Source organism: Mycobacterium noviomagense (genome assembly GCF_010731635.1).
GTDB classification, from domain to species: domain Bacteria; phylum Actinomycetota; class Actinomycetes; order Mycobacteriales; family Mycobacteriaceae; genus Mycobacterium; species Mycobacterium noviomagense.
This window is the reverse complement of the sequence record NZ_AP022583.1, coordinates 1,059,685-1,075,704: the sequence shown is the minus strand read 5'-3', so window position 1 is coordinate 1,075,704 and position 16,020 is coordinate 1,059,685. Positions and strand designations below refer to the sequence as shown.

Genomic DNA, 16,020 nt, shown 5'->3' with positions numbered 1-16,020 from the left:
GCCGACCTAAATCAATCGCTTGACTTAACCAGGTGCGCGCAGATTAACTCGTCGATGTGGTCAACGAACTTGCCGGCAAGGTCGCGATCGTCACCGGCGGCGTGTCTGGGATCGGCGCGGGAATCGTCGAAAAGTTCCTCGCCGAGGGCGCCAAGGTGGTAATCGCCGATATCGCCGCCGACAAGGGCGCCGCAATCGCCGAGCACCACGGCGGCAATGCGGTTTTCCGGCGGACCGACACCGCAGAACCCGATCAGATCGGTGAGTTGGTGTCGTTCGCGGTAAAGCGATTCGGCGGTCTCGACGTCATGGTCAACAACGCCGGCATCTCCAGCAGGATGCACCGCAGCTTCCTTGAAGACGACCTCGCTGACTTCCATCGCGTGATGGCGGTCAACGTGCTCGGCGTGATGGCCGGTACCCGCGACGCCGCGCGTCAGATGGCAGCCAGCGGAGGTGGGTCGATCGTCAACATCTCATCGATCGGCGGCATCCAGGCGGGCGGCGGGGTGATGACGTATCGCGCGTCCAAGGCGGCGGTCATCCAATTCACCAAGTCGGCCGCAATCGAATTGGCGCACTATGACATTCGGGTCAACTGCATCGCTCCCGGCAGCATCCCGACGCCGATCCTGGCGTCCTCGGCAAAAGACATGACGCCCGAGCAGGTCGAGCGGTTCGAGCAGGTGACACGGCAGCAGATGCGCGCGGACCGGCCCTTGCAGCGCGAGGGCACACCCGAGGACGTCGCCGAGGCCGCCCTCTATTTCGCCGGCGAGCGGTCTCGCTATGTCACCGGCACGGTGTTGCCGGTCGACGGCGGCACCTCCGCAGGTAAGGCGATCAGGCGCCGTACCACGTCCCAGTAACGCAGATCTCCGTTTAAATCAAGCGCTTGACTTAACACGCCGGACGGGGTTGACTGGGGGTCGTGACCACGGCCAGGAGCGCGCGCACCGAACGTGCCAGCACGACGCAGGAAGCGATCCTGGCTGCGGCCGAGCGGCTGTTCGCCGAGCACGGAGTTTTCGCTGTCTCCAACCGCCAGGTCAGCGAGGCGGCCGGCCAGGGCAACAACGCCGCGGTCGGCTACCACTTCGGCACCAAGACCGACCTGGTGCGGGCCATCGAGGAAAAGCATCGGATACCGATCGAACAGCTGCGCGAGCAGATGGTGGCCGAGCTGGGCGACTCTGCGGACATGCGCGATTGGGTGGCCTGCCTGGTGCGCCCGATGACCGAGCATCTGGCCGCGCTGGGCAACCCCACCTGGTATGCGCGCTTCGCCGCACAGGTGATGACCGACCCCGCCTACCACAACATCGTCGTCAAAGATGCGCTCAGCTCACCGTCGCTGGTGCAAGTGATCGACGGCATCAACAGCTGCCTGCCGGAGCTGCCGGTCGAGGTCCGCGTGGAGCGCAATGTGATGGCCCGAAACCTGTTGGTGCACACCTGCGCGGATCACGAACGTGCGCTGGCCCGCGGCGCATCGGTGCCACGGCCGAGTTGGCACGCAGCAGCGTCGGGCCTCATCGATGCGATCGTCGGGCTGTGGCTGGCGCCCGTCACACCGTTGGAAGGCAGCCGCAGATGAAAGTGACTGTGGATCAAGACAAATGCGCCTCCTCGGGAAACTGTGTGATGCGCGCACCCGAGATTTTTGACCAGCGTGACGAGGACGGCGTCGTCGTGCTGCTCAACCCGAACCCGCCGGCCGACCAAGCCGACGACGCCCGCGCAGCCACTGCAAACTGCCCCGCACTGGCCATCCACATCGAGGAGTGAGAAGTGTCCGACACCCTCACGGGAACTGCAACCGAAGCGGCCGCCACCTTCCCGGAATATCCGATGGCCAGAGACAACGGCTGCCCGTTCGCCCCACCACCGGACGTGCTGGCACTCGGTCAGTCCAAACCGCTGACCCGAGTACGGATTTGGGACGGCAGCACGCCGTGGCTCATTACAGGGTACGAAGCGGTGCGGACGCTGTTCTCCGATCCGCGCGTCAGCGTCGACGACCGGCGTACCGGGTTCCCACACTGGAACGAAGGAATGCTGTCGACGGTGCACAAGCGCCCGCGCTCGGTCTTCACATCTGATGCCGAGGAGCACACGCGCTTTCGCCGGATGCTGTCGCGACCGTTCACGTTCAAACGGGTCGAAGGCCTGCGGCCGGTGATCCAGCAGATCACCGACGAGCACATCGACGCGATGCTGGCCGGCCCGAAACCGGCCGACCTGGTGGCCGCACTGGCCCTGCCGGTTCCGTCGCTGGTGATCAGCCAGCTGCTGGGTGTGCCCTATGAGGACGCCGAGTTCTTCCAGCACCACGCCAACATCGGGCTGGCCCGCTATGCAACCGGCGAGGACACCGCCAAAGGTGCGGCCGGGCTGTCGAAGTATCTGGCAAAGCTGGTCGAGGCCAAGACGGACAATCCGGCCGAGGACGCGGTCTCGGATTTGGCCGAACGGGTCAATGCCGGGGAGATCAGTGTCCGCGAAGCCGCGCAGCTAGGCACCGGGCTGCTGATCGCCGGGCACGAGACCACCGCGAACATGATCGGGCTGGGCGTGTTGGCGCTGCTGGAAAATCCCGATCAGCTGGCCGTTCTGCGTGATGCCGACGACCCGAAGATCGTTGCAAACGCGGTGGAGGAACTGCTGCGTTATCTGTCCATCATCCAAAACGGGCAGCGCCGGGTCGCGATCGAGGACATCGAGATGGGGGGCGAAGTCATCCGCGCCGGCGAGGGCATCATCATCGATTTGGCGCCGGCCAACTGGGATCCTCAGGTGTTCGACGAACCCGACCGGCTCTATCTGCATCGCTCGAAGGCCGGTCAGCATGTCGCGTTCGGTTACGGCAGACACCAATGCGTCGGCCAGCAGCTTGCCCGCGCCGAACTGCAGATCGTGTACCATTCGCTGTTTCGCCGCGTGCCGACGCTGCAACTGGCCGTCTCGGTCCACGACATCCCGTTCAAACACGACCGGCTCGCCTACGGGGTCTACGAATTGCCGGTGACCTGGTAGAACGCCCACACCCGTCAGCCCACGATGACTAACCTCGACACCACGGCGATCCGATTGGAGGGTCAATAATGTCGACTCAAACCGCAAGCGTCTCGCTTTACCCGCCGGAAGGATATGGCGCACCGAAGAATCGACGTGGTCACGCCGACCTCAGCCGTGTGGGTTTGCCCGAAGGGACGGTGGTTTTCTCGGCGGACAACCACATTTCGCTGGCCGAGGACATCTTCTACCAGCGTTTCCCCGACGACCTCAAGGACAAGGCGCCGCGGATCTGGTACGAGGAGGGCGCCTATCAGCTCGGCCGCAAGGGACAGTCGTTTCTACCCGGTGATTTCAGCGCGGTGCTGATGCAATACGACGACCTACCGGGCGCCGGGAGCACCAACATCGAGGCACGAATCCAAGAGTTGCGGGAGGACGGCGTCGAGAAGGAATTGGCGTTCCCCAACGCCGTTCTGGCGCTTTTCCACTACCCGGACAAGCAACTTCGCGAGCTGGCATTCCGGATCTACAACGAGTACATCGCCGAGCTGCAAGAGCGCTCCAACGGCCATTTCTACGGCGCCGGGCTGATCAACTGGTGGGATCCGCAAGGCACTCGGCGGACCCTCTCCGAACTGAAGTCGTTGGGCCTCAAGACATTCCTGTTGCCGTTGAACCCGGGTAAGGACGATGACGGCAACATCATCGACTACGGCAGCGACGCCATGAGCGCAGTGTGGGACGAGATCGAAGACGCCGGCCTACCGGTCACCCACCACATCGGCGAGACCCCGCCGAAAACACCATGCCGGTACAACAGTGTCGTGGTCGGCATGATGATCAACATCGACGGATTCCGGGAAACGTTCTCCAAGTACATCTTCACCGGCATCCTCGACCGCCATCCCAGGCTGCGGATCGGCTGGTTCGAAGGCGGAATCGCCTGGGTGCCATGGGCGCTGCAAGACGCCGAGCACCTGGTGGCGTCGTATCAGCACATGTTCAACCGGCCCCTTGAGCACGACGTCCGCTACTACTGGGACAACCACATGAGCGCGTCGTTCATGGTGGACCGGCTGGGACTGGAGCTGATCGACCGGATCGGGGTCGACAAAGTGATGTGGTCGAGCGACTACCCGCACAACGAAAGCACTTACGGCTATTCGGAAAAGTCGCTGACCGCGGTCGTGAACGCGGTCGGGCCCGAGAGGGCCGCCCGAATCGTCAGCGGCAACATCACCGAATTTTTAGGCCTTTAAGGCGGTTTCGTGACGACATTCATGCAGACACCGTCGTCTGCGCTCGACATCCCGCAGGCACCCGACCTGACCCGGATGCGATCGGAGACCAGTGCTCGGCTGCGATCGGCAATGGGCGACAGTGGTGTCGACGCGTTGGTCCTGCTCGGCAACAGCAACGTCGTCTATGCCACCGGGGTGAGTTGGCCGCTGGGCGACGCCGGCTTGTCCTACGTCGAACGCCCGGTTGCGGTAGTGCTCGCCGACGACCCGTGGCCGCACCTGTTTTTGCCCTTCCGCGAAGGCACCACCTCGGAGTCCGGGCTTCCGGCTGACCATCTGCACGGCCCGGTCTATTTAGAATTCGACGAGGGTGTGCGGCACTTCGCCGAAGTGCTCCGCGATGTGATCCCCGCCGGTGCAGTGGTCGCGGTGGACGAACTCACCGGAGCCATGCGCCGAGCACAACAGCAGTTGTTTCCGTCAGGGCGGCCGGTGGACGCCGCTCAGGTGATCGGCGCAGCCAAGGTCGTCAAAACGCGTGACGAATTAGCCTGTATTCGCAAGGCGTGTCGCATCACCGATGAAGCCATGGTCGATGTCCAGGCGGCGCTTGCCCCGGGGATCCGCCAGATCGACCTATCGGCCAGTTTCTTGCGCCGGGCATTCGAGCTGGGCGCGATGGCCAGCATGCTTGAGCCGATCTGGCAGGTTATGCCGCGTAGCAAAGCAGACGGGGTGTGGACCACACACGGTGACTTGGCGTTGCCACTGTTGACCACCGAGCGCGAACTCGCCGAAGGTGACGTGTTGTGGACCGACGTCAGCATCACCTATCACGGCTATTGCTCCGATTTCGGCCGCACCTGGATCGTCGGCCGCGATCCCACACCACGCCAGCAAGCCCAGTTCGACAAGTGGCGGGAGATCATGGCCGCAGTGCTCGAGGTGCTCCGCGCCGGCACGACCGCCGCGGAACTGGGCCGCGCAGCGACCAAAGCCAACGGCGGCACGCGGCCATGGCTGCCGCACTTCTATCTGGGCCACGGCATCGGGGTGAACGCAGCCGAAGCGCCAATGATCGGAACCGATCTCGGCGATGAGTTCGACGAGAATTTCGTCTTCGAGCCGGGAATGGTGCTGGTGCTGGAGCCGGTGGTGTGGGAGGACGGCACCGGCGGCTACCGCAGCGAAGAGGTCGTCGTCACCACCGAGAAAGGCTGGATTGCGTTGACGGACTACCCATACCATCCTTATGAAAACTGAGGTCCTGCCCGACGAGCGGGCTCTGCGTGTGGGGCGCCGGGAGCGGGCATTCGCCCAGATGGCGGCACACGACCTCGACGTCTTGGTGTTGGGGCGCCAAGCCAACGTGCGCTATGTGGCTGGAGCACCGCAACTGTGGGTGGCCGGCACCCGCCCGTTCGGCCCGACCTGTGTGGTGGTTCGCGAAACCAAGGCGATCCATCTGCTCAGCACCTGGGACGAGGGCGTGCCTGATGACATCCCGCACGAAAACTTGTACGGCATCGCGTGGAACCCGATGAACACCATCTCGGTGCTGCAACGCATCGACGGGGCGGCGACCGCGAAACGCGTTGGCACCGACGCGCTTTCGCCGGGATTTGCCCAGCTGCTGCCGATGGCCTTCCCCAACGCGCAGCTGGTCGACGGGGAGCCGGCCATGCGCTACGCTCGCCGCATCAAGACACCGGAAGAGGTGCAGGCCCTGCGCGAGGCAATACGGGTGGCCGAGCACGCGTTGGCGGCGGCGGTGGCCGAGCTGCGCCCCGGAGTCAGCGAGAACACCTTGGCCGGTGTCCTGCTGGAGGCCATGACGGCAGGCGGGGTGAGCACCCCGTCAATCCAGGACGTCGCATGGGTGACCTCACGCGATCACCCGTGGCGGCGGGGGAGCGACGACGGGTTGGTGCGCTCCGGCGATCTGGTGGCGTTGTCCGCGGGCGTGCTCGCCGGCGGCTACACCGGCGAGGTCGGCCGCACGTGGCCGGTCGGCGAACCGGACGCAGCCCCGGGCCTGTACCGGCGTTGGGAGGCGTTGTGGCACAAGCTCTACGATGCGTGCCGGCCCGCAGCACCGGCCAGCGACCTGCTGGCCGCTTACCAAGCCGCAGGCGAGCCGCTGCCGCCCATGCCGGTAGCGCGCGGGTTGGGCATGGGATTCGACCCTCCGGTCGTTTCCCAGCATCTGCCCGCGACCGCCGCCGATGAACGGCTGGAGCCCGGCATGGTGCTCGCGGTCACCGGCTACATCTGGGAGCGCGGCGTCGGAGCGGTGTTCGGCCGCGAGGCTGTGCTGGTTACTCCCGACGGCCCTGAGGTGCTTACGACGAGTCCGAACGCTGCGGTGGGCGTGCCGAATGGTTGAGAGCCAACGTCCTTCGCCGGAGGAAATCATCCTCTACGCGAAGGATCCGGAAACCAAGATCGCGACGATCACATTCAACCGGCCCGAGTTCCTCAATGCGCCCATTTCGGCGGCGCGACTGCGCTACGCCGATCTGCTGCACGCCGCCACCGTCGACGACGATGTCAAGGTGGTGGTCATTCGCGGTGTCGGCGACGACTTCGGCAGCGGCGCTGATCTTCCGGAGTTCATGGAAGGCCAAGTCTCGCCCGATTTCCGGCTGGCCGAACTGCGGCTCGAAAACGACGGAATCCGCTACCCGCCCAAAGGATCGTTTCGTTACGGCGCGACGATCAGCGCATGGTTTGCGAACCCGCAGGCCGGAAACCGTGCGCTGCAGGACTTCAGGAAAATCAGCATCGTCGAGGCGAAAGGCTACTGCTACGGCTGGCATTTCTACCAGGCCGCCGACGCCGACCTGGTGATCTCTTCCGACGACGCGCTCTTCGGGCACCCGTCTTTCCGGTATTACGGGTGGGGCCCGCGGATGTGGACGTGGGTCCAAACCATGGGGCTGCGCAAGTTTCAGGAAATGGTGTTCACCGGACGCCCATTCACCGCCGAGGAGATGTTCCAGTGCAACTTCCTCAACAAGGTGGTGCCGCGGGAACAGCTCGAAGCCGAAGTGCAGAAGTACGCGCTGGCGTGTGCGCGTAACCGACCGACTGACACCGTTTTCATGCAGAAAATGTTCTTCGAAGTGGTCAAGCAGTACCAGGGCGAATATATGGGCAGCCTCCTGTCGGCGTTCTTCGAATCAATGGGCAGCCACATCCATTACGACGCCGACGACCTGCAAATGGGCGACGCGATCGACCACGGCCTAAGCGACGCGGTTAAAGACAACGACAGCAAGTTCCCGCCGGGCTTCCGGCTGAGCAAGTCCAGCCGCACTCGGAACGGCTAAGTCGTGGAGCCGCTGAACGGATACCTCGTCGTCGACCTGTCCATCGGTATCGCCGGCGCCTACTGCACCAAGCTGCTGGCCGACGGCGGCGCACAGGTGATCAAAGTAGAGCAGCCACAAGGAGATCCACTGCGCCAGTGGTCGGCATCTGGCGCTCACATCCAGCCCGGAGACGACGGTGCACTCTTCAAATTCTTTGGTTGCTCCAAGCACAGCGTCGTCGCCGACCCGCACATCGACGCTGACATCAGCTTCGTCGACGAGCTGCTCGCCGCCGCCGAGGCGGTGGTGTGGTCGCGCGGATCCCAGATCACCGAACACCCCGCCTTCGCCCCCGCCGAGATACACCGTCGCCATCCCCATCTGACCGTCACCGCGATAACACCATTCGGCCTCGATGGGCCATGGCATGACCGTGCGGCGACCGAGTTCACACTGCAGGCATGGTCGGGCGGAATCGTGGGGCTGGGCCGCGGATCGCCCGATCGGGCACCCGTTTTCGTGGGCGGCCAGGTCGGGGAATACCTGGCCGGAGCATACGCGAGCGCAATAACGCTTGCGCATCGACGATGCGGTGGCCAGCTTGTCGATCTGTCCATGCTGGAGACTCAGATTCTCGGTCTCACTTATTACCCGGTCACCTATTTCGAGATGCTGGGCCGCCCGTGGCGGGATGCGCGGAAGCTGACCGTGCCCGGGATTGCCCAAGCCAAGGACGGTCTCGTCGACCTCGGCTGCGGCACGGCTCAGCAGTGGTTCGACCTGTGCGCGATGACCGGCCACGACGACTGGATCGACGAGGAGTCGCCGCTGTCGATCACCGAGCAGGCGAACGATAAGGCCGACGAACTCTACGCGTGGGTGCGTGACCACACCGTCGATGAAATACGGGAATTGGCAACGGCGTTCCGCATTCCCAACGCCCCGGTCGCCAACGGCGCCACGATCGCCGACCTCGACCACTTCCAGGCCCGCGGATCTTTCGTCAGCAACCCAAGCGGCGGCTTCCGCCAACCGGGACCGCCCTACCGCATGCAGTCCGCACGACTTCGTCCGCCGCAGCCCGCGCCGCGACTCGGGGAGCACACCGCGCGGTATCGCCGGTCGCGGCCGGCAGCGTCTCATCCGACCCATGACCGCGCGCCTCAGTTGCCGCTAAGTGGCCTTCGGGTTCTGGATATGACGACGTTTTGGGCCGGCCCCTGCTGCACGCATTTTCTGGCCATGCTCGGCGCCGACGTCATTCATGTTGAGTCGACCCGCCGACCCGACGGCACCCGGCTGATCGCCGGCATCCCGGTGACCGAAGAACAGTGGTGGGAAAAGTCGCCGATCTTCTCGGCGCTCAACACCAACAAAAAAGGCGTGACACTCGACCTGCAAAGCGAACGCGGCCGCGACCTGTTGCGCCGCTTCGTGGCAACATGCGACGTGATTGCCGAGAACTTCACTCCCAGGGTGCTGGACCAGATCGGGTTGGATTTCGCTGCTATCCAAGCGATTCGATCCGACGCGATCCTGCTCCGAATGCCCGGATTCGGACTCGACGGGCCTTGGCGCGACAACCCGGCCTTTGCATACGTCATCGAAGCAGCCGCCGGGTTGAGCTGGCTGACGGGCTATCCGGACCGCAATCCCTACGAGCCGTACACGATCGGCGATCCCAACGCGGGCATACATGCCGTCACTGCTCTACTGGTGGCGCTCGAGCACCGCCGACGCACCGGTCAGGGCGTGATGGTGGAAGCGGCGATGGTCGATGCCGCCCTGAACATCGCCGCCGAGCAGGTCATCGAGTACTCCGCGTACGGTGCACTGCTGGAACGTGCGGGCAACCGTGGACCTACTGCGGCGCCCCAAAACCTCTACCAGACCGCCGATGTCGACGAGTTCGGCCGGATTGACAGCTGGGTGGCGATCGCCGTAGCAACCGACGAGCAGTGGGCAGCCCTGTGCGAAGCGCTCGGACGGCCGCAGTGGGCCACAGACCCGGAACTGTCGACGATCGCAGGTCGGCGAGAACAGCACGACCTCATCGACGAGCAATTGGTTGCGTGGTGTCAGCAACGAAGCGGCGACGACATCGTCCGCTGTCTATGGGACGCCGGGGTACCGGTGGCCACAGTGATGCAGCCACATCGACAAACCGCGTTGCCGCAGCTGGCCTTCCGCGGCTTTTTCGAAGACGTCGGACATCCGGTCAATGCGCCCGCCCCACACAGCACGCTTCCCACGCGGCTCTCACAGAGACCGGAACGCTTCCACGTTCTTCCCGCACCGCTGCTCGGGCAGCACAACCAGGAGCTGTTCGCCGAGCTGGGCCTGACCGAGCAGGAGATCGCCGACCTCGAGGCCGATGGCGTCATCGGCCAAACGCCCGCCGGCTACGGCAGGAAAACCGCCCGAGCATGAGATGGTAGTTGCGTGGCGATCAGCCCATCCGACATTCAGCTGACCGGCCGTGTCGCAGTGGTGACCGGCGGGGGCGCCGGCATCGGGCGCGGCATAGCGGCCGGCATGGCGGCTTTCGGCGCCTCGGTTGCTATTTGGGAACGTGACGCCGACAGCTGCAAGTCGGCCGCCAATTCCATAGGAGCACTGGGCATTACGACCGACGTGCGCGACAGCGCGCAGATCGACGCTGCCCTGCAGCGCACAAACACTGAACTGGGCCCGGTGACGATCCTGGTCAACAATGCCGGCGGCACGTTCTCCTCCCCGCTGCTCGAAACCAGCGAAAACGGCTGGGACGCGCTCTATCGAGCGAACTTGCGCCATGTGCTGCTCTGCACCCAGCGGGTGGCGCGCCAGCTGGTTGCCGCCGGCCTGCCAGGTAGTGTCATCAACCTGACGTCCATCGAAGGTGTACGCGCCGCACCGGGATTCGCCGCATACGCCGCAGCCAAAGCCGGGGTGATCAACTACACCAAGACGGCGGCATTCGAGCTCGCCCCACACGGTATCCGCGTCAACGCAATCGCGCCGGATGTCACCGTGACGGAAGGGCTGGCCAACCTCAGCTACGGCGAACTCAACGAGATCGGACACGCCATCCCGATGGGCCGCCCGGGTAGCGTTGACGAAATTGCCAGCGCAGCAGTGTTTCTCGCATCCGACATGGCGAGCTACCTCACCGGGGAAACCCTGCACGTCGACGGCGGAACCCATGCCGCCGGTGGATGGTATCGCCACCCGCAGACCGGCCAGTTCCGATTCGGCCCCGGCTGACGCGACTAGTGTTCCCACCCCTCGGCGGCCTGCTCGTCGAAGGCACGGTCGATGCGCTCGAACCTGCGTCGGATCGAGGCCCGCGCGGCCTGGTGCGGCAATATGTAGAGTCGGCCGGCCAGCATTGACTCGACGGTCAGACGCGCGACGTCGGCGGCGTCGAGGACGACGTTGTCACCCGTGGCAACTTGGCCAGGGTCTCTCAGCGTCGGCGAGCCTCCGTAGTCGGCGGTGCGGTTACGCACGGAATCGGCGATATTCGTAGCGACGAGCATCGGACACAACACCGACACGCCGATGCCTGCTGATTTGACTTCGCGAGCAAGCGATTCAGCGAGTGCGACGACGCCGTACTTGGCAACGGAATACGGCCCCAGGCCGATATTGGTCACCAGACCCGCGAACGATGAGGTGAACAGCAGATGCCCGCCTTCGCCCTGCTCGAGCAGCCTGGGCAGGAAGACCTCGACGCCGTGAATGGGCCCCCAGAGGTCGACGTCGATCACCCACCGCCAGTCGTCGTGTGTCATCTGTGTCATCGGACCGGCCACCGCGATACCGGCGTTGTTGAACACCACATGCACCCTGCCCAGCAGGCGGAACGCCTCATCGGCAAGGTGACCCACCTGGTTCAGGTGACGGACATCGCAGACGACGCCGTGCGCGTCGAGTCCCTCGCCGCGCAGCTGGTTGACCGCTCGTTCCAGCGCAGGTTGTTCGATGTCTGCCAGCACCACGGTGGCCCCGCGGCGGGCGAGTTCCCTGGCGGTGGCCAAGCCAATTCCACTCGCGCCGCCCGTGATGACTGCGCCGCGCCCGGTGAATCCGTCCATAGACGGGACCTTACGCGCCTACTTCAGGCAGCTGCCCGCGTCGACCGGAAGTGTCACACCGGTGATGTAGCGGGCCTCGTCCGAAGCCAAGAACAGCACCGCGTTGCTGATGTCTTCGGGTTCCACCCAGCCGATCGGCAGCGTGTGCATCATCTGCGCGACGACCTTCATGTCGTCGGGCCCGGGGTTCTCCAAGTCCGGCCGGAACAGTTTCATCGTGCCCTCATTCATGAACAACGGAGTGTTCACATTGGTCGGGTGCACTGAATTGACGCGAATCATGTGCTGGCCCAGTTCGACTGCGAACGTGCGCATCAGCCCGACGACGCCGTGCTTGGCCGCCACATAGTGACCGGTGTGCGGATAGGCCTTCAGCCCGCCGACTGAACTGGTCAAGATGATCGATCCGCCGCGGCCGCCCGAGAGGATATGTGGCACACCGGCTTTCACCGTCTTCCAGACGCCGGAGAGGTTGACGTCGATCATGTCGGTCCAGTCTCGTTCGCTGGTTTTGTCGAGCGTTGCCCCACCATTGCCGATGCCCGCGTTGGCCACGATGATGTCCAGCCTGCCCAGCTGCTCCACACCAGCGTCTACCGCAGCTTTCAGTGCTTTGTAGTCACGGACGTCGACTTCGGCGGTATAGACGCGGCGGTTCTGGCCTTTCACCAGATCGGCGGTCTCGGCCAGATCCTCCGGGGTCGCAAGCGGAATCTGGACGCTTTCGATCGGCTTGCAGATGTCGACGGCAATGATGTCGGCACCCTCCTGCGCCAATCGCACCGCATGCGCGCGACCTTGCCCCCGCGCTGCGCCGGTGATGAATGCGACCTTGCCTTCGACTCGCCCAGTCATCGTTACCTCGTTTCTTTCAGATCGGGCTCAGGGGATAACGGCTACCATCGACTCCCAGCCGCGCACGGTAGAGGTCGGGGACAGTTTGGCGTTCGTCAGATCGACGTCCCACTCAGGGAACCGCTTCAAAATCTCTTCGAGCGCAATTCGGCCCTCCAGACGCGCCAGCGCCGAACCCAGACAGTAGTGAGTGCCGACACTGAACGTGAGGTGTTGGCGCAGTTCCCGGTGAATGTCGAAAACGTCTCCGTCCGGCGGGAATTGGCGGTGATCGCGGTTCGCCGCGCCGATGAGCATCATCATGACGCTGCCCTCCGGCACGGTCTGCCCATACCACTCGACATCGCGGGTCACGTAGCGGGCGACATGCGGTGCCGGCGGCTCGAAGCGCAGCAGCTCCTCAATGGCCCTGGGGATAAGGGCGGGGTTTTCCACCAATTCGCGCCGCTGGTCCGGATGTTCGGCCAGCACCTTGCCGGTCCAGCCGATCAGTCGGGTTGTGGTCTCATTGCCCGCACCCGAGACCACGCTGACGTAGGTCAGAAGTTCTTCGCGGGTGAGTCGACGCCACACTCCCTTCTCGTCTTCGAACTCGACGGTGAGCAGTTCGGTCATGATGTCGTCGGAGGGATGCTCGGCCCGCCAGTCGATGTACTGGGCGAAGAACTCGCCGCTGACCATGCCGTCCATGGACGCCTTCATCGGCTGACCCGCTTCTGTGCGCATCTGGGCATTGGCGAAATCGCGGGCAGCTTCTTGATCTTCTTCGGGCACGCCGAGCAGCATGCCGATCACCCGCATCGGCATCTGAGCACCGAGGTCGGCGACGAAGTCGAACCGGTCGCCACCGACCAAGGGATCCAGACAACGAGCGCAGAATTCGCGGATCTTGGGTTCCAGCGCGTTGACCTTGCGCGGTGTGAACATTCGGGCCAGCAGCTTGCGGTGGACGTCGTGCAGCGGCGGGTCTTCGAAGATCAGGACGCCCGGCGGCATTTCGATGTTCGCCTTGATCAGCTCGAGGATGGCACCCCGCGCCGAGCTGAAAGTCTCGTAATCGACCAGCGCCCGGTCGACATCGGCGAACCGGCTCAGCGCATAGAAGTCGTGCTGCTCGTTGTAGTACAGGGGCGCTTCCTCACGAAGCCTGCGGAACATCCCGTAGGGGTCAGCGTTGAGCTCAACGTTGTACGGGTCGTAGTAGACGTCGCTGGTAGCGCCGACTGTCACCGATATCGCCTCTCGCCGAAACCAAGTTGTGGCCAGGTCACAAGCTGTCGCAAGTGAACTGTGTCATCCGACTTCACCAGTGTCAACGCCGGATACATTTATGCTACTTCGCACTCTTGATTTTCAAGAATCCAATTCTCAATTCGTGCGATATTCGAACAGATTCGGTTTGGTAAGAACAGTCCGGCCGGCCATGCCCCGCAGGCGATGATGCGTTACCGGCAGGCGGTAATCTAATTCTCGCCCTTGTCGCTGACGAACCCGCGCGAGCAGAAATCCCACACCTCGTCGGCGGTGATGGGATGAACCGTCGCGTCGTCGGCGCCGCCGCTGGACTGTGCGATGAACATGACCGTCTGCATCGTCATCGCGGCCATCCGCCTGGGATTGATCTCGGCACGCAACTGACCGGCTGCAGCCGCCTCCTCCATCAGTTCGGTAAGCAACGCCAGAAGCGGCGCGTGGGCCACCTTCACCTCGGCGGGATGGGAAACCAGCAAACGAGGTGCGAAGTCGGTGAACAGCGGCCGCTTTGCGGTGGGGTCCGGACGCGACGCCTCGAACAGCAGCTGGACAGCGACTTTCAATCGCTCCAACGGATCGGAATACCCTGCGGTGGCCGCCCGGATCTGATCGGCTGACCGGCTCAGCGCATCCTCGAACAGGGCAAGCAGCAACTCATGCTTACCGTCGAACTGCAGGTAGAAGCTCCGCAATGACTGACGCGAGCGGTCGACAACCTCTTGGACCGTGAAGTCGGTGCTGCCCTTTTCGATAATGATGGCCTGCGCGGCGTCGAGGAACCGTTGCACACGCTGCGCTGCACGCAGCTTGGCCGTCTTGATGGAGCGCTCGACCGCGCGCTGCTTCCAGGCCGGCTCCTCGCTGGGGCTGGTCACGGGCGCCTCGGTTGATTGCCGCGAGGGGAGAACATGATTGAACTGTACAGGAGAACGCCGTGCCATCGGTCTTGTAGACCCCCTCACAGACGCCGTGTCTGAGATTGTAACTTTCCTATCGTGAGAATAGTATTCTCTTGCCTGCGTCCGGGGAAGCGTAATGCCGATAGTGGGACGCCGCCGGCGAGGAGTATCCATGCAACTGACCTTTGATGCCGAGGTCGAGGCTTTCCGCGCGGAGTTCGTCGCATTTCTCGACGAGAATCTGCCCGACGAAGCACAAGCCGTCCAGCGGCCGCGCTCGTGCTCGGACATCCCGGCGTGGGCACGGCGCTGGCAGCGGCTGTTGTTCGACCGCGGATGGTTGCTGCCCGGTAATCCGCCGGAGTTCGGCGGCCGCAATGCGTCGATATTGCAGCAGTATGTGCATGCTGACGAATTGGCGCGGCGACGAATCCACCTCAGTTTCAATCCGCAGGGCGTAGGCATTATTGCCGCATCGGTGTTGTCGTTCGGGACGCCGGAGCAAAAGCAGCGCTGGGCAGTGCCGATTCTCCGGGCCGAGATAACCGCATCGTTGGGCATGAGCGAACCGGGGGCCGGTTCGGACCTCGCGTCGCTGCGGACCCGAGCGGTGCTCGACGGTGACCACTTTGTGGTCAACGGTCAGAAGGTATGGACGTCCGGTGCGCATGACGCCGACGTGTTGTTGACGTTCGTGCGTACCGATCCAGATGCGTCGAAACACAAGGGGATTAGCGCACTGTTGATCCCGACGGACACCCCGGGCGTGGTGCGCCGGCCCTTCGCCTCGGCATCTGAGGCCAACGACGTGGATTTCAACCAGGTTTTTTTCACCGATGTGCGAGTGCCCGCCGAGAATCTGGTGGGCCGGCTGAACCAAGGGTGGCAGGTGGCAACCGGTTCGCTGGGACATGAACGCACCATGCTGTGGATGGGATATGCCGACCGGCTGCGAGAACTCGTCGTCGATTTCCGCCCGTCGCAGGTGCTCGACCGCGACCACTACGCCACCCTGGTCATGGATACCTACGCGTTGCAGCTGCTCGGGTCAGCTGCGCTGGCGCGTGCCGACCGCGGCGAGGAAGACGTGCCCTCGCTGTCGGTGCTGAAATTGCTCGGATCCGAAGCGGTGCAAAGCGCATCCGAGCATGCGCTGAACGCGACGGGTTCCGACGGTCTCGTGCACCCGGCAGTGACGGGACCGGTCGCGCCGCTGAACCTCGACGCCCACTACGGAAGCTGGTTCGATCGCTACTTCCGCAGTTTCGCCGGCACCATCGCCGGTGGCACGTCGGAGATCCAGCGCAACATCATCGCCGAACGAGTTCTGGGGTTGCCTCGGTAATCAGGCGCGAGCAGA

General features: G+C 64.0%; 15 protein-coding genes. 11 read left to right on the top strand and 4 right to left on the bottom strand.

The features are described 5' to 3' along the window. Positions 1 to 56: 56 nt before the first annotated feature. The 10 genes from G6N15_RS04930 (at position 57) to G6N15_RS04885 (ending at position 10,819) form a co-directional block, all read left to right on the top strand. Positions 57 to 869 (top strand): SDR family NAD(P)-dependent oxidoreductase, encoded by an 813-nt coding sequence (locus G6N15_RS04930; protein ID WP_083087478.1) that lies wholly within the window; start codon positions 57 to 59, stop codon positions 867 to 869. 62 nt (positions 870 to 931) lie between these two features. Beyond that, positions 932 to 1,597, top strand: a complete 666-nt coding sequence (locus G6N15_RS04925) for a TetR/AcrR family transcriptional regulator (protein ID WP_083087477.1) — start codon at positions 932 to 934, stop codon at positions 1,595 to 1,597. Then, complete coding sequence (locus tag G6N15_RS04920) at positions 1,594 to 1,788, top strand: ferredoxin (protein ID WP_083087476.1); 195 nt, start codon at positions 1,594 to 1,596, stop codon at positions 1,786 to 1,788. Before G6N15_RS04925 ends, G6N15_RS04920 begins: the two co-directional genes overlap by 4 nt. A 3-nt stretch (positions 1,789 to 1,791) precedes the next feature. Beyond that, entirely contained in the window at positions 1,792 to 3,036 is a 1,245-nt protein-coding gene (locus tag G6N15_RS04915) for a cytochrome P450 (RefSeq protein WP_083087475.1), read from the top strand. Positions 3,037 to 3,215: 179 nt separating this feature from the next. Continuing rightward, complete coding sequence (locus tag G6N15_RS04910) at positions 3,216 to 4,277, top strand: amidohydrolase family protein (protein ID WP_179961812.1); 1,062 nt, start codon at positions 3,216 to 3,218, stop codon at positions 4,275 to 4,277. A gap of 21 nt (positions 4,278 to 4,298) precedes the next feature. Next, positions 4,299 to 5,522, top strand: coding sequence for a M24 family metallopeptidase (locus G6N15_RS04905; protein WP_083087512.1), 1,224 nt, complete (start codon positions 4,299 to 4,301; stop codon positions 5,520 to 5,522). Then, positions 5,512 to 6,645 (top strand): M24 family metallopeptidase, encoded by a 1,134-nt coding sequence (locus G6N15_RS04900; protein ID WP_083087473.1) that lies wholly within the window; start codon positions 5,512 to 5,514, stop codon positions 6,643 to 6,645. The genes G6N15_RS04905 and G6N15_RS04900 overlap by 11 nt, the downstream gene beginning before the upstream one ends. Then, on the top strand, positions 6,638 to 7,591 hold the full coding sequence (locus G6N15_RS04895) for an enoyl-CoA hydratase/isomerase family protein (protein WP_083087472.1): 954 nt from the start codon (positions 6,638 to 6,640) through the stop codon (positions 7,589 to 7,591). The genes G6N15_RS04900 and G6N15_RS04895 overlap by 8 nt, the downstream gene beginning before the upstream one ends. Positions 7,592 to 7,594: 3 nt before the next feature. Further along, the gene (locus tag G6N15_RS04890; protein ID WP_083087471.1) at positions 7,595 to 10,003 is read left to right on the top strand and encodes a CaiB/BaiF CoA-transferase family protein; all 2,409 of its coding nucleotides are present in this window, start codon (positions 7,595 to 7,597) and stop codon (positions 10,001 to 10,003) included. A gap of 12 nt (positions 10,004 to 10,015) precedes the next feature. Next, positions 10,016 to 10,819 carry an SDR family NAD(P)-dependent oxidoreductase gene (locus G6N15_RS04885; RefSeq protein ID WP_083087470.1) on the top strand — a complete coding sequence of 268 codons (804 nt, stop codon included), beginning with the start codon at positions 10,016 to 10,018 and terminating at the stop codon, positions 10,817 to 10,819. 5 nt (positions 10,820 to 10,824) lie between these two features. Here the strand turns inward: G6N15_RS04885 and G6N15_RS04880 are convergent, their stop codons facing one another. The 4 genes from G6N15_RS04880 to G6N15_RS04865 all read right to left on the bottom strand — a co-directional run bounded on the left by G6N15_RS04880 (position 10,825) and on the right by G6N15_RS04865 (position 14,636). After that, positions 10,825 to 11,652 (bottom strand): SDR family NAD(P)-dependent oxidoreductase, encoded by an 828-nt coding sequence (locus tag G6N15_RS04880; RefSeq protein WP_083087469.1) that lies wholly within the window; start codon positions 11,650 to 11,652, stop codon positions 10,825 to 10,827. 18 nt (positions 11,653 to 11,670) lie between these two features. Further along, on the bottom strand, positions 11,671 to 12,507 hold the full coding sequence (locus G6N15_RS04875; RefSeq protein WP_083087468.1) for a mycofactocin-coupled SDR family oxidoreductase: 837 nt from the start codon (positions 12,505 to 12,507) through the stop codon (positions 11,671 to 11,673). Between the two features lie 27 nt (positions 12,508 to 12,534). Beyond that, positions 12,535 to 13,737: a cytochrome P450 gene (locus G6N15_RS04870; RefSeq protein ID WP_083087467.1), complete on the bottom strand. Its 1,203-nt coding sequence runs from the start codon at positions 13,735 to 13,737 to the stop codon at positions 12,535 to 12,537. A gap of 233 nt (positions 13,738 to 13,970) precedes the next feature. Next, entirely contained in the window at positions 13,971 to 14,636 is a 666-nt protein-coding gene (locus G6N15_RS04865; RefSeq protein ID WP_179961780.1) for a TetR/AcrR family transcriptional regulator, read from the bottom strand. A gap of 196 nt (positions 14,637 to 14,832) precedes the next feature. On the opposite strand from G6N15_RS04865, the gene G6N15_RS04860 reads away from it, so the two are divergent. Then, positions 14,833 to 16,005 (top strand): acyl-CoA dehydrogenase family protein, encoded by a 1,173-nt coding sequence (locus G6N15_RS04860; protein ID WP_083087465.1) that lies wholly within the window; start codon positions 14,833 to 14,835, stop codon positions 16,003 to 16,005. Positions 16,006 to 16,020: the final 15 nt, after the last annotated feature.